The organism is Agrobacterium sp. SORGH_AS 787 (assembly GCF_030819035.1).
Lineage (GTDB): Bacteria > Pseudomonadota > Alphaproteobacteria > Rhizobiales > Rhizobiaceae > Agrobacterium > Agrobacterium larrymoorei_B.
Genome location: NZ_JAUTBG010000002.1, coordinates 1,493,678 through 1,514,909, shown reverse-complemented (window position 1 = coordinate 1,514,909; position 21,232 = coordinate 1,493,678). Strand labels below are relative to the sequence as shown.

21 protein-coding genes are annotated in these 21,232 nt (G+C 58.8%); 13 read left to right on the top strand and 8 right to left on the bottom strand.

What is annotated here, in order from left to right:
• Window positions 1-22: 22 nt before the first annotated feature.
• Window positions 23-1,840: a phosphogluconate dehydratase gene (gene edd / locus QE435_RS16515; RefSeq protein ID WP_306931130.1), complete on the top strand. Its 1,818-nt coding sequence runs from the start codon at window positions 23-25 to the stop codon at window positions 1,838-1,840.
• Between the two features lie 294 nt (window positions 1,841-2,134).
• Entirely contained in the window at window positions 2,135-3,496 is a 1,362-nt protein-coding gene (locus QE435_RS16510) for a metallophosphoesterase (RefSeq protein WP_349042026.1), read from the top strand.
• 45 nt (window positions 3,497-3,541) lie between these two features.
• Here QE435_RS16510 and QE435_RS16505 read toward each other — a convergent pair whose 3' ends face one another.
• From QE435_RS16505 to QE435_RS16480, 6 genes are all read right to left on the bottom strand, one after another.
• Window positions 3,542-3,898, bottom strand: coding sequence for a hypothetical protein (locus QE435_RS16505; RefSeq protein ID WP_306931126.1), 357 nt, complete (start codon window positions 3,896-3,898; stop codon window positions 3,542-3,544).
• A gap of 297 nt (window positions 3,899-4,195) precedes the next feature.
• A complete protein-coding gene (ugpC, locus tag QE435_RS16500) occupies window positions 4,196-5,284 on the bottom strand; it encodes a sn-glycerol-3-phosphate ABC transporter ATP-binding protein UgpC (protein WP_306931124.1) in 1,089 nt (362 codons plus the stop codon).
• A 21-nt stretch (window positions 5,285-5,305) separates the two neighbouring features.
• Window positions 5,306-6,985, bottom strand: a complete 1,680-nt coding sequence (locus QE435_RS16495; protein ID WP_349042025.1) for an alpha-glucosidase family protein — start codon at window positions 6,983-6,985, stop codon at window positions 5,306-5,308.
• An 8-nt stretch (window positions 6,986-6,993) separates the two neighbouring features.
• On the bottom strand, window positions 6,994-8,154 hold the full coding sequence (locus QE435_RS16490; protein WP_306931120.1) for a carbohydrate ABC transporter permease: 1,161 nt from the start codon (window positions 8,152-8,154) through the stop codon (window positions 6,994-6,996).
• A 1-nt stretch (window position 8,155) separates the two neighbouring features.
• Window positions 8,156-9,169: a sugar ABC transporter permease gene (locus QE435_RS16485; protein WP_306934769.1), complete on the bottom strand. Its 1,014-nt coding sequence runs from the start codon at window positions 9,167-9,169 to the stop codon at window positions 8,156-8,158.
• A 97-nt stretch (window positions 9,170-9,266) separates the two neighbouring features.
• Window positions 9,267-10,628, bottom strand: a complete 1,362-nt coding sequence (locus QE435_RS16480) for an ABC transporter substrate-binding protein (protein ID WP_306931119.1) — start codon at window positions 10,626-10,628, stop codon at window positions 9,267-9,269.
• Window positions 10,629-10,902: 274 nt separating this feature from the next.
• On the opposite strand from QE435_RS16480, the gene QE435_RS16475 reads away from it, so the two are divergent.
• Window positions 10,903-11,931 (top strand): substrate-binding domain-containing protein, encoded by a 1,029-nt coding sequence (locus QE435_RS16475; RefSeq protein ID WP_306934768.1) that lies wholly within the window; start codon window positions 10,903-10,905, stop codon window positions 11,929-11,931.
• Window positions 11,932-11,936: 5 nt separating this feature from the next.
• On the opposite strand, the gene folD is transcribed toward QE435_RS16475, so the two are convergent.
• Together folD and QE435_RS16465 are read right to left on the bottom strand one after the other, a co-directional pair.
• Entirely contained in the window at window positions 11,937-12,836 is a 900-nt protein-coding gene (gene folD, locus QE435_RS16470) for a bifunctional methylenetetrahydrofolate dehydrogenase/methenyltetrahydrofolate cyclohydrolase FolD (protein WP_349042024.1), read from the bottom strand.
• Between the two features lie 92 nt (window positions 12,837-12,928).
• Window positions 12,929-14,701: a hypothetical protein gene (locus QE435_RS16465; protein ID WP_349042023.1), complete on the bottom strand. Its 1,773-nt coding sequence runs from the start codon at window positions 14,699-14,701 to the stop codon at window positions 12,929-12,931.
• 195 nt (window positions 14,702-14,896) lie between these two features.
• Here QE435_RS16465 and flgB point away from each other — a divergent pair, with 195 nt between their 5' ends.
• From flgB to fliP, 10 genes are all read left to right on the top strand, one after another.
• A complete protein-coding gene (gene flgB / locus QE435_RS16460) occupies window positions 14,897-15,286 on the top strand; it encodes a flagellar basal body rod protein FlgB (RefSeq protein WP_306931113.1) in 390 nt (129 codons plus the stop codon).
• Window position 15,287: 1 nt separating this feature from the next.
• Window positions 15,288-15,704, top strand: coding sequence for a flagellar basal body rod protein FlgC (gene flgC, locus QE435_RS16455; protein ID WP_306931111.1), 417 nt, complete (start codon window positions 15,288-15,290; stop codon window positions 15,702-15,704).
• Complete coding sequence (locus QE435_RS16450; RefSeq protein WP_306931109.1) at window positions 15,704-16,051, top strand: flagellar hook-basal body complex protein FliE; 348 nt, start codon at window positions 15,704-15,706, stop codon at window positions 16,049-16,051. Before flgC ends, QE435_RS16450 begins: the two co-directional genes overlap by 1 nt.
• Before the next feature lie 18 nt (window positions 16,052-16,069).
• Complete coding sequence (flgG, locus tag QE435_RS16445; protein ID WP_349042022.1) at window positions 16,070-16,858, top strand: flagellar basal-body rod protein FlgG; 789 nt, start codon at window positions 16,070-16,072, stop codon at window positions 16,856-16,858.
• Between the two features lie 17 nt (window positions 16,859-16,875).
• Window positions 16,876-17,364: a flagellar basal body P-ring formation chaperone FlgA gene (flgA, locus tag QE435_RS16440; RefSeq protein ID WP_306931105.1), complete on the top strand. Its 489-nt coding sequence runs from the start codon at window positions 16,876-16,878 to the stop codon at window positions 17,362-17,364.
• A complete protein-coding gene (locus QE435_RS16435) occupies window positions 17,361-18,485 on the top strand; it encodes a flagellar basal body P-ring protein FlgI (RefSeq protein ID WP_306931103.1) in 1,125 nt (374 codons plus the stop codon). The genes flgA and QE435_RS16435 overlap by 4 nt, the downstream gene beginning before the upstream one ends.
• Entirely contained in the window at window positions 18,482-19,012 is a 531-nt protein-coding gene (locus QE435_RS16430) for a MotE family protein (RefSeq protein ID WP_306931101.1), read from the top strand. The genes QE435_RS16435 and QE435_RS16430 overlap by 4 nt, the downstream gene beginning before the upstream one ends.
• Window positions 19,009-19,734 carry a flagellar basal body L-ring protein FlgH gene (gene flgH, locus QE435_RS16425; protein WP_111848274.1) on the top strand — a complete coding sequence of 242 codons (726 nt, stop codon included), beginning with the start codon at window positions 19,009-19,011 and terminating at the stop codon, window positions 19,732-19,734. The genes QE435_RS16430 and flgH overlap by 4 nt, the downstream gene beginning before the upstream one ends.
• Window positions 19,735-19,859: 125 nt before the next feature.
• Window positions 19,860-20,420: a flagellar basal body-associated FliL family protein gene (locus QE435_RS16420; protein ID WP_349042021.1), complete on the top strand. Its 561-nt coding sequence runs from the start codon at window positions 19,860-19,862 to the stop codon at window positions 20,418-20,420.
• Entirely contained in the window at window positions 20,417-21,154 is a 738-nt protein-coding gene (gene fliP, locus QE435_RS16415; RefSeq protein WP_062426055.1) for a flagellar type III secretion system pore protein FliP, read from the top strand. Before QE435_RS16420 ends, fliP begins: the two co-directional genes overlap by 4 nt.
• Window positions 21,155-21,232: the final 78 nt, after the last annotated feature.

Below are 21,232 nucleotides of genomic sequence, written 5' to 3'. Positions count from 1 at the left end.
ACAGAAGGACAGGATGAAGCCCATGGCTGCCGACTCACGCGTTCAAGAGATTACTGCCCGCATCGTTGAACGTTCGAAACCCTATCGCGAGATCTATCTTGAGCGGCTGCAGCTGCAGGTCTCCAAGGGCGTTCATCGCTCCACCCTTTCCTGCGGCAACCTCGCCCATGGCTTTGCCGTCTGTTCCCCCGCCGACAAGGATATCCTTGCCGGCGACCGGGTACCCAATCTCGGTATCATCACCGCCTATAACGATATGCTTTCCGCCCACCAGCCCTACGAGGTCTTCCCGCAGATCATTCGCGATGCGGCGAGGGAAGCCGGTGGCATTGCGCAGGTGGCAGGTGCGGTGCCTGCCATGTGCGACGGCGTCACGCAGGGCCAGCCCGGCATGGAGCTCTCGCTCTTTTCCCGCGATGCGATCGCGATGGCAGCCGGCATCGGCCTGTCGCACAACATGTTCGATGCGGCCGTCTATCTCGGTGTCTGCGACAAGATCGTACCCGGCCTGGTGATCGCAGCCCTGACCTTCGGCCATTTGCCGGCCGTCTTCATTCCAGCCGGGCCGATGACGACGGGTCTGCCGAATGACGAGAAGTCGCGCATCCGCCAGCTTTATGCGGAAGGCAAGGTCGGCCGTGCGGAGCTGCTCGAAGCGGAATCCAAGTCCTATCACGGCCCCGGCACCTGCACCTTCTACGGCACCGCCAACTCCAATCAGATGCTGATGGAGATCATGGGCTTCCATATGCCTGGCTCCTCCTTCATCAATCCGAATACGCCGCTGCGTGATGCGCTGACCAGAGAAGCTGTGAAGCGCGCATTGGCGATCACCGCGCAGGGCAACGAGTTTACGCCTGCAGGCGAGATGATCGACGAGCGTTCCGTGGTCAATGGCGTGGTGGGCCTGCATGCGACGGGCGGCTCCACCAACCACACCATGCACCTGATCGCCATGGCGCGAGCCGCAGGCATCATTCTCACCTGGCAGGATATATCCGATCTCTCCGACATCGTGCCGCTTCTGGCACGCGTCTATCCAAATGGTCTTGCGGATGTGAACCATTTCCACGCCGCCGGCGGCATGGGCTTCCTCATCAAGCAGCTTCTGAAGCAGGGCTTCGTGCACGATGACGTCCGCACCGTCTTCGGTCACGGGCTTGAGGCCTATACGATCGATGCCAAGCTTGGCGAGAACGGCGGCATTCAGCGTGACGCAGCCCCCGAAGAGAGCCACGATCCGAAGGTTCTCTCCCGAATCGAAACGCCGTTCCAGCCGACAGGCGGTCTGAAGATGCTAACCGGCAATCTCGGCAAATCCGTCATCAAGATTTCTGCTGTGAAGCCGGAGCGGCACATCATCGAGGCGCCTGCCATCGTCTTCCACGACCAGCAGGAACTTCAGGATGCCTTCAAGGATGGCAAGCTGAACCGCGACTTCGTCGCCGTCGTGCGCTTCCAGGGACCGAAGGCGAACGGCATGCCGGAACTGCACCGGCTGACCCCGCCGCTCGGCGTGCTGCAGGATCGCGGCTTCAAGGTGGCGCTCGTGACCGACGGACGCATGTCCGGCGCATCCGGCAAGGTACCTGCCGCCATTCACGTGACGCCGGAAGCCTCCGACTGCGGGCCGATCTCGCTCATTCGCGATGGCGATATCATTCGTCTCGACGCAATCTCTGGTACGCTGGAAGTTCTCGTATCGGCAGCGGAGCTTTCCAAGCGCGAGCCAGCGCAGGCCGATCTCTCTGCCAATGAATGGGGCATGGGCCGTGAGCTTTTCGCCCCCTTCCGCCGCAATGCCGGAACCGCCGACCAGGGCGCCAGCGTCTTCCACTGACCTGTCCCATCGTCGTCCAGCCAGAGCATCCACGATGCTCTGGCATCATTCCTTGACATCCACTACCTCCTCCTTCCCTATTGTTGCTTGAAGCGCCGTGCGTTCTATGTGGACGCACAAGGACGCTTTCTCTTTTTGCATCGGCGCATCGTGCTTTCCGAAAATCGAGTGCGATTTTCGGGCTGATGCTGTAGATAAGCGCCGCTCCTGTCATGCGACTGTGATGAGCGCCCTATAGGGCCTGTTCAGCCAGCCGCGGGGGCGAGTGGCATAGTCTGAAGTGACGGGGCCAATATGATGATTTTCTCACGCACACGCCGTAATTTACTGAAACTCATGGCCGGAACTGCCATGCTGCCATTGCTGCATTTACCGGCAGAAGCCGACCAGCAAACCCCGCTCCGCGCCATCGTCATTTCGGACCTGCACTCCGCCTATGAGCGTCTCGGGCAGCTTCTGGCAGCGATCGAAACCCGCATTTCCGCGGACAGAGGCCCGCACATCATTCTCCTGAATGGCGACCTCTTCGAAAGCGGCAATACGGTCGCGATGCGGTCTCAGGGTGAAATCGAGTGGAGCTTCCTCGCCGCACTTGCCAAACTCGCACCGACAGTGGTGAATATCGGCAACCACGAGCCGGACATCGATAACGACCTTGCCAATTTCGTCAGCCGCGCTGAAGGGCTTGGGATCACCGTTCTTTCCAACATCATCAACAAGCGCAGCGGTGTTCCTTACGCGCCAGCGAGCAAGACATTCGAGATTGGCGGACAAAAGGTCGTCGTGGCTGGTCTCGCCACCAATGCCATCAACACATATCCGAAGGCGGCGCGTGATGCGTTGACAATTCCCCAGCCGGTGGAATGGGCGAAGGCCAACCTTCCAGAGATCCTGAAACCGGATGCCATCAACATCGTGATGAGCCATGCCGGTGTGGTGGCGGACCGCGATATCCTCCCTCTGCTACCAGACGGAACGCTGATCGTGGGTGGCCACGACCACCTGAACTTCGTGCATGAAGCCGGTGCCACCCGCTATGTCCATACCGGCTCTTGGGGCACATCGATGGCAGTTGCAAGCATCCCAGGCATGCGCCAAGCCGCAACCATAGAGACGGTGGCGATCGATCGCAGCGCCAAACCTTCCCCGGCGCTGGGCGCGCTGATCGACAAGACGCTCGCTCAGCATCTGACACCGGAGGAACGGGAAACCGTCGCCAGAACGCCGAAGGCCATGACCGTCGACGAAGCAGGTCGCCACGTGGCCGAGCTTATTGCGGTCAAGTCCGGTGCGGATGTCGGCTTCATCGGCCACACCTCTTTCGGTGCCGGTCTGCCGGAAGGCGATATACGCCGCTACGACTTCAATGCATGCCTGCGCTTCGAGGGCAAGTTGATGGTCACAGAAGTCGATGGCGAGGCACTGAGACAGATTCTGAGCCGCTGCAATCAGGATGGCGACATTCCGCTCGCCAGACGCACCGGCGATTATCTTTATGCGATGCCGGAAACTCCAGCCCCGAAAGACCGTTACAAGCTCGTCTGTAACGACTGGTCAGCCACCAACCAGAAATCCTATTTCGGCCGTGACGATCTTACCTTCACCGAAGTGGCGAATGTAAAGCTCAAACAGACTGTTCTCGAAGGACTGGCCTGACCGCAAAAGCACGTCGCTGTTCAATCGAAACGCTTCGGAGGTTCGTCAGAACGAGCGCAGATCGAGTGTTCTGTTGCGATGCGCAGGATGCGTGCTGAAAACGAAGATCCGGTCCATTTCCTTCTGGTTCAACAGGCGAAGAAAGCGCACCTGAACGGTCTTGTTGGGATGGGTCTTGATCAGCACACAGCCGATCTTGGTGATGCGCGCGTCGGGTATATCGAGGTAGAACTGGCTCGGCAGATTTTGATCGATGATGAATGCCAGAATGGCTTCGGACTGGGAAATCCTGATGACGTCACAGCGGCGGGACGCCATGTTCATCACCCCCTTCTCCGTATATTCAATACGGGCAGCATTCATCGTATCTTCCATTTTGAAACGACCTTCGCGGTCGTACATGAAAGATTCTTCCTTGCTCAAATAGGTGGGTTTATCGAGATCAGCCCGCACATTCACGGCGACGTTCCTTTTAAAGTCTTTGACAGAAAGACTAAGCGGAACAGTTTAAGATTTTCTCACGCTGTCCCGATCTGGCACAAAGCAACGCGGCGGCTGAGGAGAAGCGGGCGACGCGCATCGCCAACAAAACAATGAACTAAATAATTTTGTGAAACTGTAAATTTTTCAACCAGAAGCGGCTTCGGCGGTATCGAAACGGCTTGTTACCATGCTGAACAAGCCGTTTCATCGGTGAACCTATCGACGGTAGGTTTTGCCAAGCGCATCGAACAGGTGAAGCTTTTCCGATGGAGCGGAGAAGCGCAACGTCTCACCTTTTTTGACCTGAGCAATGCCGGGAATCTTGACGACGATCGGCTCTTCGCCAGCTGGCGCCTCGAGATAGAGCAACGTCACCTCGCCGAGCGCTTCGACAATCGATACCTTGCCCTCGAAGAGGTAATCATCACTTGTCGCGATGAACAGATCTTCCGGACGAACACCAAAGGAGGCTTGCTTGCCCTGCTCGCTGGCAGCGGTCGGAATCGGAACCGAAAGCGTTTTGCCAGCGGCAAGCTCGAGCACTGTCGTTTCGCCCGTGTTCTTCACCGTCGCGGCGATGATGTTCATGGCCGGCGAGCCGATGAAGCGGGCGACGAAGAGGTTGGCGGGGTTTTCGTAAAGCTCCAGCGGTTCGCCCACCTGCTCCACGCGACCGCCATTCAGCACCACGATCCGGTCCGCCAACGTCATGGCTTCCACCTGATCGTGCGTCACGTAGATCATGGTGGTGTCGGCCATCTTTTCACTGAGCTTGGCAATCTCGATGCGCGTCGCGACGCGAAGTGCTGCATCGAGGTTGGAGAGCGGCTCGTCGAAGAGGAAGACCTTGGGGTTGCGGCAGATCGCGCGGCCAATGGCGACGCGCTGGCGCTGGCCGCCAGAAAGCGCCTTCGGCAGGCGCTCCAGATACTGGGTGAGTTGTAGAATTTCGGCAGCAGCGCGAACGCGGCGGTCGATCTCCTGCTTGCTTTCCTTGGCGATCTTCATGCCGAAGGCCATGTTGTCGTAGACCGTCATATGCGGATAGAGCGCATAGGACTGGAACACCATGGCGATGCCGCGCCGAGATGGCGGGATTTCGTTCACCAACTGGCCGTCGATATACATTTCACCGCCGGTGATTTCCTCCAGACCGGCGATCATGCGCAGAAGCGTGGACTTGCCGCAGCCGGATGGGCCGACGAAAACGATGAATTCGCCCTGCTTGATGTCGAGATCGATCCCATGCAGGACCTTCACCTCACCATAGGATTTACGGATGCCCTTGAGAATAAGACCAGTCATGCGGTGCTCCTCCCTATCGTGTTACGCGTGGCGGGCGAAAAACGCGCCCCATGCCGGAAGTTCTACGGTTGTGCCATTTAGTTCAGCCGAAAAGCCGTGACCTTCCAGCACCTCCCAATCGCCCTCCGGCAGTCTTGCCGTTGCCGAGACCGCGGAGAGGTTGAAGAGGCAGAGCACTGTCTCGTTGCCCAGCGTTCGGGTGTAGCTCGAGACAGTCGCATCCGCGTCCTGGAACTCGATCTTGCCCTTGGCGAAAGCCGGGTGCTGCCTGCGGAACGCCAGGAAGCGACGGTAATGCTCAAGAACGGAGCCCTCGTTGCCCTGTTGGGCGCTGACTGCTCGCATCTTGTGTTCCGTCGGAATGGGAAGCCATGTCTTATCCGAGGTGGAGAAGCCCGCCTGTGCGTGACCGGCATCCCAGACCATCGGCGTGCGGCAGCCGTCGCGTCCTTTGAATTCCGGCCAGAACTGAATGCCATAGGGGTCCTGCAAATCTTCAAAGGCGATGTCGGCTTCCGTCAAGCCAAGCTCTTCGCCCTCATAGATGCAAACTGAGCCGCGCTGCGTCATGAGCAGAGCCGACAGCACCTTGGCCAAAGCATCCTTGTCTTCAACCGCCTCACCCCACCGGCTGACATGGCGCACCACGTCGTGGTTGGAGAAGGCCCAGCAGGCCCAGCCTTCTGGTGCGGCCTTGGCAAAGGCTGCCTGAACTTCTGCGACGCGGGCGGGGGTCAGTGCATCCGGCGCCAGGAATTCGAAGGCGTAGCACATCTGCATCTTGTCATCGCCGGACGTATATTCACCGACGATCTCCAGGCCACGCTGGCTGTCGCCAACTTCACCAACGGCTGCGATATCCGGAAACTCGTCCAGAACGGCGCGGAAGCGCTTGAGGAATTCCAGGTTTTCCGGGCGGTTCTTGTCGTAGATATGTTCCTGGAAATTGTACGGGTTCACGGCAGGTGCGGTCGAAGCATTGCGGCGTTCTGGCGCAAGTGCCGGGTTGTCGCGCAGTTCCTTGTCGTGGAAGTAGAAATTGATCGTATCGAGACGGAAGCCATCGACGCCGCGCTTCAGCCAGAAACGGGTGATGTTCAGCAATTCTTCCTGAACGTCCGGATTATGCAGGTTGAGGTCCGGCTGCGACGTCAGGAAGTTGTGCATGTAGTATTGCATGCGGGTGGGGTCCCACTGCCAGCCGGAACCGCCGAAGATCGACAGCCAGTTGTTGGGCGGCGTGCCATCCGGCTTGCTGTCGCTCCACACATACCAGTCGGCGCGCGGATTGCTGCGGCTGGAGCGGCTTTCGACGAACCAGGGATGCTGGTCGGAGGTGTGCGAAAGGACGAGATCGATCATCACACGGATGCCGAGACGATGGGCCTCGGTGATCAGGCCATCGAAATCCGCAAGCGTGCCGAACATGGGATCGACATCGACATAGTTGGAGACGTCGTAGCCGAAGTCCCTCATGGGCGAGGTGAAGAAGGGCGAAATCCAGATCGCATCCGCGCCGAGGTTGGCGATGTGCTCCAGCCTGGAGGTGATGCCCTTCAGATCGCCAATGCCATCGCCGTTGGAGTCCTGATAGGAGCGCGGATAGATCTGGTAGATCACAGCGCCGCGCCACCAATCCTTGTCGGGAGTCAGGGCGGAAGAAACGGTCATGGTCGTGTCCTGTTGATTGAAAGCATTCATGGGTTCGATCAGCCTCCCTTGACGGAGCCAGCCAGGAGGCCGCGGACAAGGTAACGTTGGAGCGCAAAGAAGACGCAGAGCGGCACGATGATGGTCACAAAAGCCGACGCGGTGAGGATTTCCCAGTTGCCGCCGCGCGAACCGAGCAGCGCGTTCAGCGCGCCGGTCAGCACCAGCTCATCCTTCTGCGTGCCGAGGAAGACCATGGCGACGAGAAGGTCGTTCCACGTCCAGAGAAACTGGAAGATGGCAAAGGAGGCAAGCGCCGGGAAGGAAAGTGGCAGCACGATCTTGACGAAGATTTCGAAATCGCTGGCGCCATCGACGCGGGCACTCTCGATGATTTCCTTCGGCAGACCGGAGATATAGTTGCGCAGCAGATAGATGGCGAGCGGCAGACCGAAGGCGGTATGTGCGAGCCAGATGCCGGCATAGGTCTTGGACGGTATGCCGAAGATGTTGCCGATGGAGTTATAGAGCTGCAGCAAAGGAATGAGCGACATCTGCAACGGCACGACGATCAGTCCGACGACCAGTGCAATCATCAAGGATCGACCTCTGAAGCGCATCCATGAGAGCGCGTAGGCTGCGAAAGCGGCAATCAGGATCGGGATGATGGTTGCGGGAATGGCAACCGTCAGCGAATTGACGAAGGACTGCCCGATGCCTTCGGAGAGGAGGACGGTGCGATAGTTGTCGAGCGTGAAGATCGGCGGGGTAGAAACCACGACATAGACGCGTTTTGCGCGCGATCCTTCGAAGCTGGCATTCTTGCTGTATTGATAGCTGCCGTCCTCGTTGAGCTGAAGCGTTTCGCCATCACCGAGATCGGCAGACGTACCGGACTTGAAGGCTGCCGGTTCCTGAACGCGCACGCCGAAGGCCGAGACATGGCCGCTCTTGCCTTCGCCGAAGACGTTTCCGGCAATAACGAAGCGATCGCCCTGCTGGGTCTGTGTCGATGGATCGCCAAGGCGAAGGGCCTGAGTCTGGTTGGAGCTGGAGAAGGCCGTCCACCAGCCGGAAACGACGATCTGGTCCTTGTCCCGCAGCGAGCTGACGAGAATGCCGAGCGTCGGCAAAAGCCACAGCAGGGCGATGAAAAGAACGCTGGCGTGAACGATAAGACGTGGGAGGCCGATACGGCGCAGACGCGTTGTGATGGTCATATCAGCGGCCCTCCATCTCGCGGTTCGCCTGGCGAATGTTCCAGATCATGATCGGCGTGACGGCTGCCATGATGACGAGCGCGATAACCGCGCTTCTCCCACTGTCGCCACCGCCACGGAACATCCAGTCGAACATGAGATTGGCAAGAACCATGGTGTTCCACTGACCGTTGGTCATGGTCAGGACGATGTCGAAGACCTTGAGGACGAGAATGGTGATGGTGGTCCAGACGACCGCGATCGTTCCCCAGATCTGCGGCACCATGATCTTCCAGAAAATCTGCCAGCCATTGGCGCCATCGATCACGGCCGCCTCAATGGTTTCCTCCGGGATGCCGCGAAGCGCCGCTGACAGAATGACCATGGCAAAGCCGGTCTGGATCCAGATCAGGATGACCATCAGGAAGAAGTTGTTCCAGAAAGGCATGGAAATCCACACCTGCGGATTCCCGCCGAAGAATTCCACCAGCGCGTTGAGGAGGCCGATCTGCGTCTGGCCCTCGCCGCGATATTCGTAGATGAACTTCCAGATCACGGACGCGCCGACGAAGGAGATCGCCATCGGCATGAAGACGATGGATTTGGCGACGTTGCCCCACCAGATGCGGTCGGTCATGACGGCGATGACGAGACCCAAAAAGGTGCATGCGGCCGGTACGACAGCGAGCCAGAGAATGTTGTTGAAGATCGACTGGCGGAAACCGGCGTCGTAAAAGGCCCAGACATAATTGGCAGAGCCGACGTAATTGGTACCCGTCCGATCGTAAAAGGATAGGATAAACGTCGCAACGACCGGGTAGACGAGATAGACGGCAAGCAGCAGCAAGGCCGGACCGACAAAGAGCCAGGGACGAATGGCAGCGCGTCTATTGAGGTTGCGCGAGGCGTGAATGACGTCGCCGTCTTTCACCGGAAAGATAAACTGCAATGCTTTGTCCGACAGCCAGTAATAGGCTGCGCAGGCAAAGACTCCGACGATAACGACGCCCAGCGCGGATACGATCTGCGTAATCATCATTCCCTCCCCGATCTTACTTGTATTCAGCCCGTGTGTCCGTGCCGTTTTCGTCATAACAGCCCGGCAGCGATGACTACCGGGCTGAATCTGAGGCTTACTTCAGGCCGTCCCAGGCCTTCTGGATATCGTTGGCGACCTGTTCGGCAGACTTGCCACCGACGAAATCGACCATACCGGTCCAGAACGCGCCAGCACCGATCTTGCCGGGCATGAGGTCGGAGCCGTCGAAGCCAAAGGTGGTGGCCGTCGTCAGAATTTCGCCCTGACGCTTCACCTGATCATTGGCATAGGCATCCTTGTTGACGCCCTTGAACGGCGTGAGGAAGCCAGACTGCGCCATCCAGACTTCATGGGCGATCGGCGTCTTCAGGAACTCCACGAGGGCGCGAGCCGCCTTGGAATCCTTGGTGATGGTGAACAGCGTTCCAGCACCCAGAACAGGCTTGCCGAGATCGGCCTTGGAGGCGAAAGTTGGCATGTAGAAGAAGTCGACATCCGTTCCGACCTTCGTTCCCTCAGGGAAGAAGGATGGGATGAAGGAAGCCTGACGGTGCAGATAGCACTTCGGTGGAATGTCGAAGAGGCCCTTCGGGCTGTCACGGAAGTCGGTGGAGGCGACAGCGGCCACACCGCCCGAGACATATTTGTCGTTCTTGGCGAACTTGCCGAATTCCTCGATGGCGGCCACGACACGCGGATCGTTGAACTTCACCTCATTCGTCGTCCACTTCTGGTAGACATCGAGCGGCTGCGTGCGCAGCATGAAGTCTTCAACCCAGTCCGTTGCCGGCCAGCCGGTCGCGCCACCGGAGCCGAGACCGATGCACCATGGGGTACCGCCATCGGCAACGATCTGATCGCTGAGCTTGACCAGATCTTCCATGGTTTCCGGCACCTTGTAACCGGCTTCCTCGAAGTTCTCAGGAACGTACCAGACCAGCGACTTGACGTCGGCCTTGAACGGGAAGGCGAAATAGGCCTTGTTGCCGTCCTTGTTCTTGTACATGCCAAGATCGACCCAGGACTGGCCTGCGCCGTAATTTTCCTTCACCCAGTTTGCCGTCTCGTCGCCGAGCGGAGCAAGAAGCCCCTTGGCGGCCAAGTCAGCCAGAAGGCCAGGCTGCGGCAGGATCGCAATGTTGGGCGGAGACCCTGCCTGCGTATCGATGACGATCTGCTGCTCGTAATTTTCAGACGACGAGTAACGGACATTGACGCCGGTTGCATCGGCAAAATAGGCCAGGACGGACTGGAACAGCGCTTCATCCTCGCCACGCCATGGCCCGAAGATCGTCAGCGTCTCGCCCTTCAGGCTGGCATTTGCAGCCTTGAAGTCTTCGTAGCTCTTCCAGTTGAATTTGCTGTCTTCACCCGGCTTGAATTTGAGTTCGGCGGCAAAGGATGCTCCCGACAGAAGCGTGGCGATGGCAACTGTCGTCAAAAATATCTTTCTCATGTGATCTACCTCCCATCACATTAATCGGCTTCGGCGTATCTTTTCAAAGCGCTTTGGCTGCGTATTCATCTCATTGAGAATTGGTCAGAGTCAAGAGGGTTGATGATCATCCCAAATTTAGTCCTGTTTTGCTGTGCGGGAGACTGTATTTGCGCTGCAGCAGAGTTTTTTGAATTGTATAGCGCCCAAACACTTGATAGCTTTCAAAGCGGTTTGGAGACGGTGGAGGAGCTGTCTCTTTCCAAAGTCCGCGGGCTTGAGCAGCAGAGGGAGGCTGGGCATGAATCTGAAACAATTATCGCAGTTGCTTGGCATCTCCCAAACGACGATCAGCCGCGCCCTGAATGGCTATCCCGAAGTCAATGCCGAGACACGCCGGAAGATCATCGAGGCGGCGCGGCAAAACGGATATCGACCCAACGCAGCAGCGCAACGACTGGCGACCGGCAAGGTTGGCTCCATCGGCCTTGTCATGCCCACGGGTGCAGAACATCAATCCGACGTTCACTTCGGGGAGTTCCTCAACGGGCTTGGGGAAGTCTCGGCCAAAAACGGATTTCACCTCGTCATCATGCCGACCGATCCGCGCGATGAGGATGAAGCGCTGAAGGACCTTGCGGCCAATGGCACTGTCGACGGAATCTATCTCGCCTATATGAAAAAGAATGACCGGCGGATCGCGATGATGAAAAGCCTGTCGATCCCCTTCATGGTGCATGGCAGGTCCTGGGGGATAGAGCCGGATTACCCTTATCTCGACGTCGACAACGAGGGCGCCTTCCATGATGCGGCATCACTGCTGCTCCAACTTGGTCATAAGGACATCGCGCTGATCAATGGGCCGGAGGGTTATGACTTTACGTTCCGGCGCTATCGCGGGGTCGAAGCCGCATTGGCGGTTCACGGCCATTCGCTTGATCCTGACAAGGTCAGCCACAGCGTGATGACGGACGAGGCCGGCTTCTTGATGATGGAACGCCTTCTAGACCAGCCGCAACAGCCCACCGCCGTTCTCTGTGCCTCCACGGCACTGGCGCTCGGTGCCATCCGCTCGCTCAACCAGCGGGGCCTGCGTCCCGGGCGGGATATTTCCCTCATCGCCCATGACGACGTCCTGCCTCTCCTGAAGCCGGTCAATTTTTCCGTGCCGCTGACCACCACACGGTCTTCGCTCAGAGCCGCAGGCATGCGTGTCGCCGAACGGCTGATCGCCCAGATCAAGACGGGGCGAAACGAGCCTTTCCACGAGCTTTGGAAGGCGGAACTGGTTGTGCGCGCCTCGACCGGCGCTGCACCTCGATAGTTCGCTCAGAAGGTTGGCGCTTCTTTGCCCAATGCACGATGTGCGGCGATCACTGTGTTGGCCATCAGCATCGCAATCGTCATCGGACCAACGCCGCCTGGGACTGGCGTAATGGCGGCGGCAACGGTGCTTGCTTCTTCAAATGCCACATCGCCGACGAGCTTCGACTTGCCCTCGCCCTTCTCGGGTGCGGGAATGCGGTTGATACCCACATCGATGACAGTCGCTCCGGGCTTCACCCAATCGGCCTTCACCATTTGCGCCCGGCCGACCGCGGCAACCAGAATGTCGGCAGACTTGCAGACGGAAGCCAGATCCTTGGTGCGCGAATGCGCCATCGTCACCGTTGCGTTGGCGTTGAGGAGCAATTGACCCATCGGCTTGCCGAACAGGTTGGAACGACCGATCACCACCGCGTTCAGGCCCGAAAGATCTTGCCCGTGGATGCTGCGAACCAGAAGCATGGCGCCCGCCGGGGTGCAGGAAAGAAGCCCTGTCTTCAGATCGCCGACAGCGAGCTTTCCGGCATTCAAAACGCTCAGACCATCGACATCCTTCTCAGGAAGGATCGACTGGATGATCGGATCGGAATCGAGATGCTTCGGCAGCGGGAGCTGGACGAGAATGCCGTGGATCGATGCGTCGGCATTCAACTTGGCGACCAGCGCCGCGAGTTCCTGCTGTGTCGTTTCTTCCGGCAGCGTGTGCTGGACCGAGTTGAAACCGCATTGCTTTGCCATCTTGCTTTTGGAGTTCACATAGGCATGGCTTGCAGGATCATCGCCGACGATGACGACAGCGAGACCCGGTTTCTTGCCGGTCTCCTTTTCAAGACGCTCCGCCGCGTCCCGCACAGCATCCGTCACGGATGCCGCCTTGGCCTTGCCGTCGATCACAACCACCATATGCATGCCTCCTGAGAACCCGCAAACCAGCCTTGAGGGGTGAGACCCCTAATGCTGCGGGAGGCTACAGATTGCAAGGGAAAATCAGTGGATCAGCCGCGACGCCGTATGTCGTCTTCGACAAAGCCGTTCAATCTTTGCTTGAGCAGGGCAAGTTCCTGGCGAAGCGCTCGTATCTCGTCCGTTTCGGCCTGCGCATGATCTGCCTTGCCCTCCAGTGCGGCGGCCAGCAAAGGCGGCAGACGGAAGCCATCCTGCTCCTGCGCCGGTTCCGCATAGCGGACGCGGTTGGCGAGCAAGACCTGGCGGACACGCTCATCGAGCGGGATATCGTTGGCAGGCTCGTCGTGGAGGTCGTATTCCCACGTATCGTCCTCGGTCACATCGTCGTGCGCGCTGGCGTAAACGGGCTCAACATCGTCCTCAACCAGATCGTGGAAAATATCCGGCGCGATGTCGAACCGATCGTCATGCGCTTCAGCCTTTGCAGGAGCGGCCTCATGGGCAGTCTCCGCCTCTATTGCCATCTGAATCGCGGGGCCGACCCGGTCTTCCGTCTCCGTGCGGCGGAAGCTCATGAGGAAGAGGGCGAGCAGCACGCCAACCAGCGCGCCTCCGGCTGCCATCAAGCTGAGCATCATCTGCGGAAGAATACCCTCTTCCTGAAGGACTGCGGGTGACGCGGATTTGACGATCGCCGCCGTCACGGTGGGTGCTGCGAAAGGACCGGCCTTTTCGCTGGCCGCCAGATAATCGCGACGCGCCGTCTCAAGAGCCTTTTCCAGCTTGGCAAGCTCTTCCGGTGCGTCACCCATGGCGCGCAATTGCTCTTCAACGGCGGCCTTCTCGCGGGTCTCAGCGTCAAGCGTGGCGGCAACGTCCTTCAACTCTGCCTTCGCGCCGTCCAAAGCACGACGCAGAGCCGGCATGGCAGCTGATCTTGCAGCATCGACAGCCCCCTGGGCTGCAATGGTGCGCGGGTGTTTCGGCCCGTGATCGACATTGACGTCGTCGAGCGCGAGCTTCGCGGTGGTGTAGTTGTCTCTGACAGGTGCGAGGGCTTCGAAAACGGGAAGCGGCGGCAATGCTTTCGTCAGCACGTCGTCCGTCTTCATCGCCGAGACTTTGGTGACAGCCTGGGCGAGGTCGTGTTCCTTCTCACTCAAAGCCGCAATCCTGGCGTCCGCCTCGTGAAGCGACTGTTGCAGGCCCTGGATGCGCGAGACGATATCGTTGCCGTGGCGCATCTGAAATCCGGTCAATGCACCTTCTGCCGCGTCGAGCGCGGTGCGGGCTTTTTCGACCGTCTGCAAGGCGGGTTCGGCGTGATCGCCGCCAATGCCCTTGACAACCTGGTGAGCAAGATAATCGACGATCCGCTCAGCGGCCTTCGGCGTTGCTGCGGTCACACCGACGTCGATGTCCGTCTTCGATGCCGAGGTAATCTTGACGGACTGACGAAGCGCGTCCTCGATGGCGTTAACGGGGGTTGTTGGCTGCACGTCGCCCAGAAGCAGGTTCGCCAGCATGGCAAGGCGTCCCTCCCCCGCAATGCCTGTCACATCGCCAGCCTTGAGCTTGAGCTCGGAAATGGCAAGCGTCAGGGATACCGGGGACAGTAGGCTTTGCTGCATGGAAGCAGCCACCCGGCCAGTATCGACGGGGTTCACGCTAGATGCCGAGACTCTGACGACAGCGTGCGAGACGTACCCTGTAGACGGCGCAGGAATGAAGGCGGAAGGCAAGAGGGCGCCAACGCCCGCAAAGGTCAGAACGAAGGCAGCCGAAACGCCGAAACGCCGCCACTTGCCTGTCGCAGGCTGCTGCGTAACCGAACCGACATGTCTTTCTGTGTGAAGAGCCATTGCAAACCCGCAGGGATGTAAGAACCGTCCGTCTGGCGGAAATATCAACGAAATCTAAAGGGCCATGGCAAACAAATGGTTAATGCCTGGGCGATTTATGGTGTGGCGCCCGCAATACCAGCGTCCGACCCGCGGGTAAGTCCCGCGCAAGATTGTGGGTCTAGACCGAGGTCAGATTAAACACGGAGAATTGTCATGCAGCCTATTCAGCTGTTTGCTCTGGCCTCCCGGCAGGCCGAGTGGCTCTCAATCCGTCAGGAAGTTGTCGCCACGAACATCGCCAATGCGAGCACGCCGCAATATCGCGCCAAGGAAGTCGTTCCGTTCGAAACCGAACTGAAGACGGCCGGCATGCAGATGGCGCGTACGAACCCGGGGCATATGGAAATGGCAGTCACGGGTGCTGGCAAGATCGGCCTCAGGGATGCCCCGTTGAACAATGAAATCGGTGTGCAGATATCCGGCAACACCGTTTCTCTTTCCACGGAAATGGCAAAGACCGGCGAAATCAAGCGGCAGTTCGAACTGAACACCCAGCTCGTCCGCACCTTCCACTCCATGATGATGACCGCGGTGGGCAAGTAAGATGGACTCACTATCAACCTCGCTGAAGATCGCAGGCAGCGGAATGGAAGCGCAGGCAACGCGTCTGCGCATCGTTTCGGAAAACATCGCCAACTCCCGTACCACGGGTGATGGGCCGGGGGCCGATCCCTATCGACGCAAGACGATTACCTTTGCCAATGAGCTGGATCGCGCATCAGGCACCAACCTCGTCGAGGTCAAGAAGCTTGGTTACGACCGCTCCAACTTCATCGAGGAATACGATCCGGACAGCCCGGCGGCTGATGAAAAAGGCATGGTGAAGCTGCCGAACGTCAACATGCTGATCGAGATGGCCGACCTTCGTGAAGCCAACCGCAGCTACGAAGCCAATCTCCAGGTCATCAAGCAAACGCGTGATCTGATTTCCTCAACTATCGACCTCTTGAAGGCTCAGTGATGATCGAATCTATCAGCCACGTCAAATCGCTGACCAACAACTCCGCGACGGACAGCATCAAGGGCATTGCCAGCGGCCTGACCTCACTTGCGGGCGCCGCCGTCACCACGGCCGCAACCGCGACCGTTGGCCCGACATTCGCCAGCGTTCTTGGCGGGGTTGCGCAGGACGCGGTCGACTCGCTCAAGAACAGCGAAGCGATGTCCTTTGCCGGTATGCAGGGCAAGGCCAATACCCGAGAAGTCGTCGATGCCGTCATGCAGGCCGACCAGACCCTAAGAACCGCTGTCGCGCTCAGAGACCGGCTCGTTTCGGCCTATCTCGATGTCGTTAAAATGCAGATTTGACCCGTGAGGAACTAAGAAATGAGAGCTCTAGCCATCGCAGCAACGGGCATGGATGCCCAGCAGACGAACCTTGAGGTCATCGCGAACAACATCGCGAACATCAACACCACCGGCTTCAAGCGCGGCCGCGCCGAATTTACCGACTTGCTCTACCAGACCGAGCGCGCACAGGGCGTGATGAACCGTGCCAACCAGGCCATGGTGCCGGAAGGCGCGAACATCGGCCTCGGCGTACAGACCTCTGCAGTGCGCAAGCTGCACATCCAGGGACCTGTTTCCCAGACCGGCAACGCGCTCGATCTTGCCATCGTCGGCAAGGGCTGGTTCCGCGTGCAGGGTCCGGACGGCACTCCGCTCTATACCCGTGCAGGCGCATTCAACATGGACTCGACAGGCCGCCTGGTGACGACCGATGGTTATCCGGTGCTGCCGGCGATTACCATCCCGACGGATTCGACCGAAACCAAGATCACCGACGACGGCATCGTGTCGGTGCGTATCGGCCAGTCGAACCAGATGACCGAAGTCGGTCAGCTGACGATGAGCAACTTCGCCAACGAAGCCGGTCTGCGTCCATTGGGCGATAACCTCTTTGCTCAGACGGATGCTTCGGGTGCAGCCGTCGATGGAACGCCCCAATCGACCGGCTTCGGCTACGTAAAGCAGAGCTATCTGGAAGGCTCCAACGTCGATTCGGTCAAGGAAATCACCGACATGATTTCCGCCCAGCGTGCGTATGAGATGAACTCCAAGGTCATCACCACCGCCGACCAGATGGCTCAGATCGTCAGTCAGAACCTGAAATAAGTGGAAGGTAGGGTAACATGAAGTTCCGCCCGAAAATCATGCCTGTTCAAGGTCGCAAGGTCACGTTTGCGCTGGCACTCGCGTCTGCGGTGTTTTCTCCGCACGGTGCCATGTCGCAGCAGAAGTTTGCTGTCGTCCCCACGGTCACGATTCTTTCGGGCGAAATCATTACCCAGGGCCGTGTGACGGAAGTTCCCGTCACAAACCCCAACATCGCTCCCGGCTACTCGCAATCGATGGAGGAAGTGGTGGGCAAGGTTTCCAAAAAGACCTTGGTTGCCGGACGGACCATTCCGCTCGGCGATCTGCGCGATCCTTACGCGGTGGAACGCGGTGCCGCAGTGCGCATCACCTACAACAACAACGGCATGAACCTTTCGGCCTCCGGCATTGCCATCGAAGACGGCATGGCCGGCGATATCATTCGCGTGCGCAACAAGGACACCGGGGTGACGGTGACCGGAACGGCGAAGCTCGACGGGACCGTGGAGGTCTTCCAAAAATGAGTTTTCGTCCGCGTTTTTTCGCCGCGGCACTTGCGGCAATCGCTTTTCTCGCAGCGGCCCCGGAAGGCTTTGCCCAGACGATGGCGCGCGTGAAAGATATTGCGTCACTTCAGTCCGGACGTGAAAACCAGTTGATCGGCTATGGTCTTGTCGTCGGCCTCCAGGGGTCCGGCGATAATATGCGTTCCTCGCCCTTTACCGAACAGTCGATGCGCGCGATGCTGCAAAATCTCGGCATCTCGATGCAGGGCAACCAGACCTCTTCCAAGAATGTCGCGGCCGTCATGGTGACCGCCAACCTGCCGCCTTTCGCAAGCCCGGGAAGCAGGCTGGACGTCAATATCAGCTCGCTTGGCGACGCCTCGTCATTGCGCGGCGGCACGCTGATCATGACCTCCATGTCCGGCGCCGACGGCCAGATCTACGCTGTCGCTCAAGGCTCCGTCATCGTCTCCGGCTTCAATGCAGAGGGCCAGGCGGCACAGGTGACACAGGGCGTGACGACAGCCGGTCGCGTGCCGGGCGGCGCGATCATCGAGCGGGAACTGCCCTCGCAGTTCAAGGATTCCGTCAGCCTCGTGCTGCAATTGAGAAACCCGGACTTTTCGACCGCCATTCGCATTGCAGATACGATCAACGGCTTTGCCCGCACCTCCTACAACGAGCCGATTGCCGAGGCGCGCGATTCCCAGGTCGTCTACATCCAGAAGCCACGCACCGCCGATCTTACCCGCCTTATGGCGAGCATCGAGAACCTTTCGGTGGAGACCGATACACCGGCGAAGGTCGTCATCAACGAACGGACAGGCACGATCATCATCGGTGCAGATGTGCGTGTCTCGAGGGTTGCGGTGAGCTACGGCACGCTGACGGTCCAGGTCACCGAAATGCCGCAGGTCGTACAGCCCGCCCCCTTCTCGCGCGGACAAACCGCCGTGCAGCAACAGACGGATATCCAGGCTGAAAAGACCGGCGGCCCGGTCGCCATTCTCGAAGGTCCGAGCCTCCGGTCACTGGTGGCGGGTCTCAACAATATCGGCGTCAAACCGGACGGCATCATCGCCATCCTTCAAGGCATCAAGTCCGCAGGTGCGCTCCAGGCAGAATTGGTACTACAATGACAATCGCCGTTTCCAAGATCTTCACGCCTCAACGCGTTCTTCTCGCCCTCTTCGTTGTCGCTGGTTCGCTTCCTTCGGCACGCGCGCAGGAGCAGGTGCGCGTCACCACCGGCGAGACCAGCGGCCAGGAAATCCAGCAATACTGCACCAACATCGTCGATCAGGCGCGCGACCAGCGCTATCTGATGCAGAAGCAGGATCTCGAGAAGCTTCAGGAAGACATTAACGAGCGCGTCGCCATCCTCGAAGCCCGCAAGGCCGAGTATGAAGACTGGCTGAAACGCCGTAACGATTTTCTGAAGCAGGCGGAGAGCAACCTCGTCGAAGTATACAAGACGATGAAGGCGGATGCCGCTGCTCCCCAGCTTCAGGAACTCGATCCGGGAATGGCTGCGGCCATCATCATGAAACTACCACCGCGCCAGTCCGGGCTGATCCTCAGCGAAATGAACGCGAAAAAGGCGGCGACCGTCGCTTCGATCATGGCCAGCGCGACCGATAAGACCACATCAAGAGATCCCTCATGAACAAAGCGCTCATTCTCGCCCTTTCAGCCGCGAGCATCCTGACAGGATGCCAGAGCGTTACGGAAAACCAGACACTGAAAGAAATCGGCAACGCCCCGGCAATGAGTCCGATCGGCAGCGGCTTGCAGTTCAACCAGGCACCGCAACTGGCGTCCTATCCCAAGCAGCCGCTTCACGCGGCAAGCGGCTATTCGCTTTGGAGCGACAGCAAGGCGGCGCTGTTTAAGGATTCCCGCGCGCTCAATATCGGCGACATTCTGACAGTCAACATCCAGATCAACGACAAGGCGTCGTTCGACAACCAGACCGACCGCAGCCGCAAGAACAACCGCAAGACCGGCTGGAAGGCCGACGCGGAGATCCTTGGCTGGAAGCCGAAGGCGGACTCTTCTCTCAGCTTCGACAATGACAGCGAAGCCAATGGCAAGGGGTCCATCAACCGCGCGGAAAAGCTGACCCTCCTCGTCGCAGCGGTCGTCACCGGCATTCTGGAAAACGGCAACCTGCTGATCAGCGGTTCGCAGGAAGTGCGCGTCAACCACGAAATCCGCATTCTCAATGTCGCGGGCATCGTCAGGCCACAGGACGTGAATTCGGAAAATACCGTATCCTACGAAAAGATCGCGGAAGCGCGCATTTCCTATGGTGGTCGCGGACGCATCATGGAAGTGCAGCAGCCACCGGTAGGGCAGCAGGTCGTCGACCTCTTCTCGCCGATCTGACTTTGGCAAGGCAGGAACTGAAGCGCGAAATACAGTCCTGACCGAGCGTCGGTGGAGACGCTCGACATGGCGGATAAGGTTTTCACGTCCGGCCAGGCCCTAACTTTGAAACAGGCAACACACCTATGACCGACCAGTTGGCACTTGAAGGACCTGCACCGAAGAAGAGCTCGCCTATTCCGGCCATCGGAGTGATTGCGGTGCTGTGTCTTCTGGGTCTCGGCGGCGGCTGGTTTGTCGGCAAGATGCTTTTCGTGCCCGCTCCACCCGCTGCATCCACGCCAGCGGCGGCCCCCGCGCACGAGGCTCCAGCGGAAGTTGCGGCAGCGGGGGAGCACGGCGAAGCCCCCAAGGCAGAGGCTCATGGCGAACCTGCCAAGGATGGCCATGGTGCGCCGGCCGGCCCAAGCCTGGTGTCGCTGGACCCGATCATCACCAATCTCGGTTATCCTGCCGAGAATTGGATCAGGCTTGAACTTGCACTGCAATTCAATGGTCCTTCGGACCCGGCCGTGGTTCAGGAACTCCATCAGGAGATCATGGCTTACGTCAGAACCGTGCCTCTCCAGCAAATTCAGGGCCCACGCGGCTTTCAATATCTTAGGGATGACCTGAGAGAGATCGTTGACCTCAGGACGAAAGGGCGCGTATCCAAGGTTTTATTCAAAACCTTCGTGATAGAATGATTCGCACCCTTATCTGCCTGATTGCTTTCGCCCTGATCCCGGGGATTGCTTTTGCGCAGCAGTCACCGGCCGATTTGTTAAATCTGCCTGTCGACGGCTCCGCTGCGGCGTGGATCATTCGTACCTTCGGATTGCTGACGATCCTTTCGATCGCGCCCGGCATCCTGATCATGGTCACGAGCTTTCCCCGCTTCATCATCGCCTTTTCCATCCTGCGTTCCGGCATGGGGCTTGGCACGACGCCATCCAACATGATCCTGACGAGCATGGCGATGTTCATGACATTCTACGTGATGGCGCCAACCTTCGAGCGTTCGTGGAACGATGGCATCCAGCCGATGATGCAGAACCAGATCACCGAAGCACAGGCGATCGAGAGGGCGGCAGAACCCTTCCGGACCTTCATGCTTGCCAATACGCGTCCAAAGGATCTGGCCCTCTTCGTCGATCTGGCGAGCGAACGTGGCCAGGAAACGATGAACGGCACGCAGCCGCAATATCGCATCCTCGTTCCAGCCTTCATGCTGTCTGAAATCCGCCGCGGCTTCGAAATCGGCTTTCTCGTCATCCTGCCCTTCCTCGTCATCGACATGGTGGTGGCAACGATCACCATGGCCATGGGCATGATGATGCTGCCCCCGACTTCGATCTCACTTCCGTTCAAGATCTTGTTCTTCGTGCTGATCGATGGCTGGAATCTGCTGGTCGGATCGCTGGTGCGATCTTTTTACTGAAGCTCAAGCGCCCAGAGTGTTTCAGCGGCGGGATCGATTTTCATAAAGCACAATGCGTTTCTGCAAGACGTGAAAACG

What these genes read in the sequence shown, in the direction of transcription:
- edd (WP_306931130.1), top strand. Translation starts at nt 23, where the DNA reads ATGGCTGCCGACTCACGCGTTCAAGAGATTACTGCCCGCATCGTTGAA.
- QE435_RS16510 (WP_349042026.1), top strand. Translation starts at nt 2,135, where the DNA reads ATGATGATTTTCTCACGCACACGCCGTAATTTACTGAAACTCATGGCC.
- QE435_RS16505 (WP_306931126.1), bottom strand. Translation starts at nt 3,898, where the DNA reads ATGTACGACCGCGAAGGTCGTTTCAAAATGGAAGATACGATGAATGCT.
- ugpC (WP_306931124.1), bottom strand. Translation starts at nt 5,284, where the DNA reads ATGACTGGTCTTATTCTCAAGGGCATCCGTAAATCCTATGGTGAGGTG.
- QE435_RS16495 (WP_349042025.1), bottom strand. Translation starts at nt 6,985, where the DNA reads ATGAATGCTTTCAATCAACAGGACACGACCATGACCGTTTCTTCCGCC.
- QE435_RS16490 (WP_306931120.1), bottom strand. Translation starts at nt 8,154, where the DNA reads ATGACCATCACAACGCGTCTGCGCCGTATCGGCCTCCCACGTCTTATC.
- QE435_RS16485 (WP_306934769.1), bottom strand. Translation starts at nt 9,169, where the DNA reads ATGATTACGCAGATCGTATCCGCGCTGGGCGTCGTTATCGTCGGAGTC.
- QE435_RS16480 (WP_306931119.1), bottom strand. Translation starts at nt 10,628, where the DNA reads ATGAGAAAGATATTTTTGACGACAGTTGCCATCGCCACGCTTCTGTCG.
- folD (WP_349042024.1), bottom strand. Translation starts at nt 12,836, where the DNA reads ATGGTGGTTGTGATCGACGGCAAGGCCAAGGCGGCATCCGTGACGGAT.
- QE435_RS16465 (WP_349042023.1), bottom strand. Translation starts at nt 14,701, where the DNA reads ATGGCTCTTCACACAGAAAGACATGTCGGTTCGGTTACGCAGCAGCCT.
- flgB (WP_306931113.1), top strand. Translation starts at nt 14,897, where the DNA reads ATGCAGCCTATTCAGCTGTTTGCTCTGGCCTCCCGGCAGGCCGAGTGG.
- flgC (WP_306931111.1), top strand. Translation starts at nt 15,288, where the DNA reads ATGGACTCACTATCAACCTCGCTGAAGATCGCAGGCAGCGGAATGGAA.
- QE435_RS16450 (WP_306931109.1), top strand. Translation starts at nt 15,704, where the DNA reads ATGATCGAATCTATCAGCCACGTCAAATCGCTGACCAACAACTCCGCG.
- flgG (WP_349042022.1), top strand. Translation starts at nt 16,070, where the DNA reads ATGAGAGCTCTAGCCATCGCAGCAACGGGCATGGATGCCCAGCAGACG.
- flgA (WP_306931105.1), top strand. Translation starts at nt 16,876, where the DNA reads ATGAAGTTCCGCCCGAAAATCATGCCTGTTCAAGGTCGCAAGGTCACG.
- QE435_RS16435 (WP_306931103.1), top strand. Translation starts at nt 17,361, where the DNA reads ATGAGTTTTCGTCCGCGTTTTTTCGCCGCGGCACTTGCGGCAATCGCT.
- QE435_RS16430 (WP_306931101.1), top strand. Translation starts at nt 18,482, where the DNA reads ATGACAATCGCCGTTTCCAAGATCTTCACGCCTCAACGCGTTCTTCTC.
- flgH (WP_111848274.1), top strand. Translation starts at nt 19,009, where the DNA reads ATGAACAAAGCGCTCATTCTCGCCCTTTCAGCCGCGAGCATCCTGACA.
- QE435_RS16420 (WP_349042021.1), top strand. Translation starts at nt 19,860, where the DNA reads ATGACCGACCAGTTGGCACTTGAAGGACCTGCACCGAAGAAGAGCTCG.
- fliP (WP_062426055.1), top strand. Translation starts at nt 20,417, where the DNA reads ATGATTCGCACCCTTATCTGCCTGATTGCTTTCGCCCTGATCCCGGGG.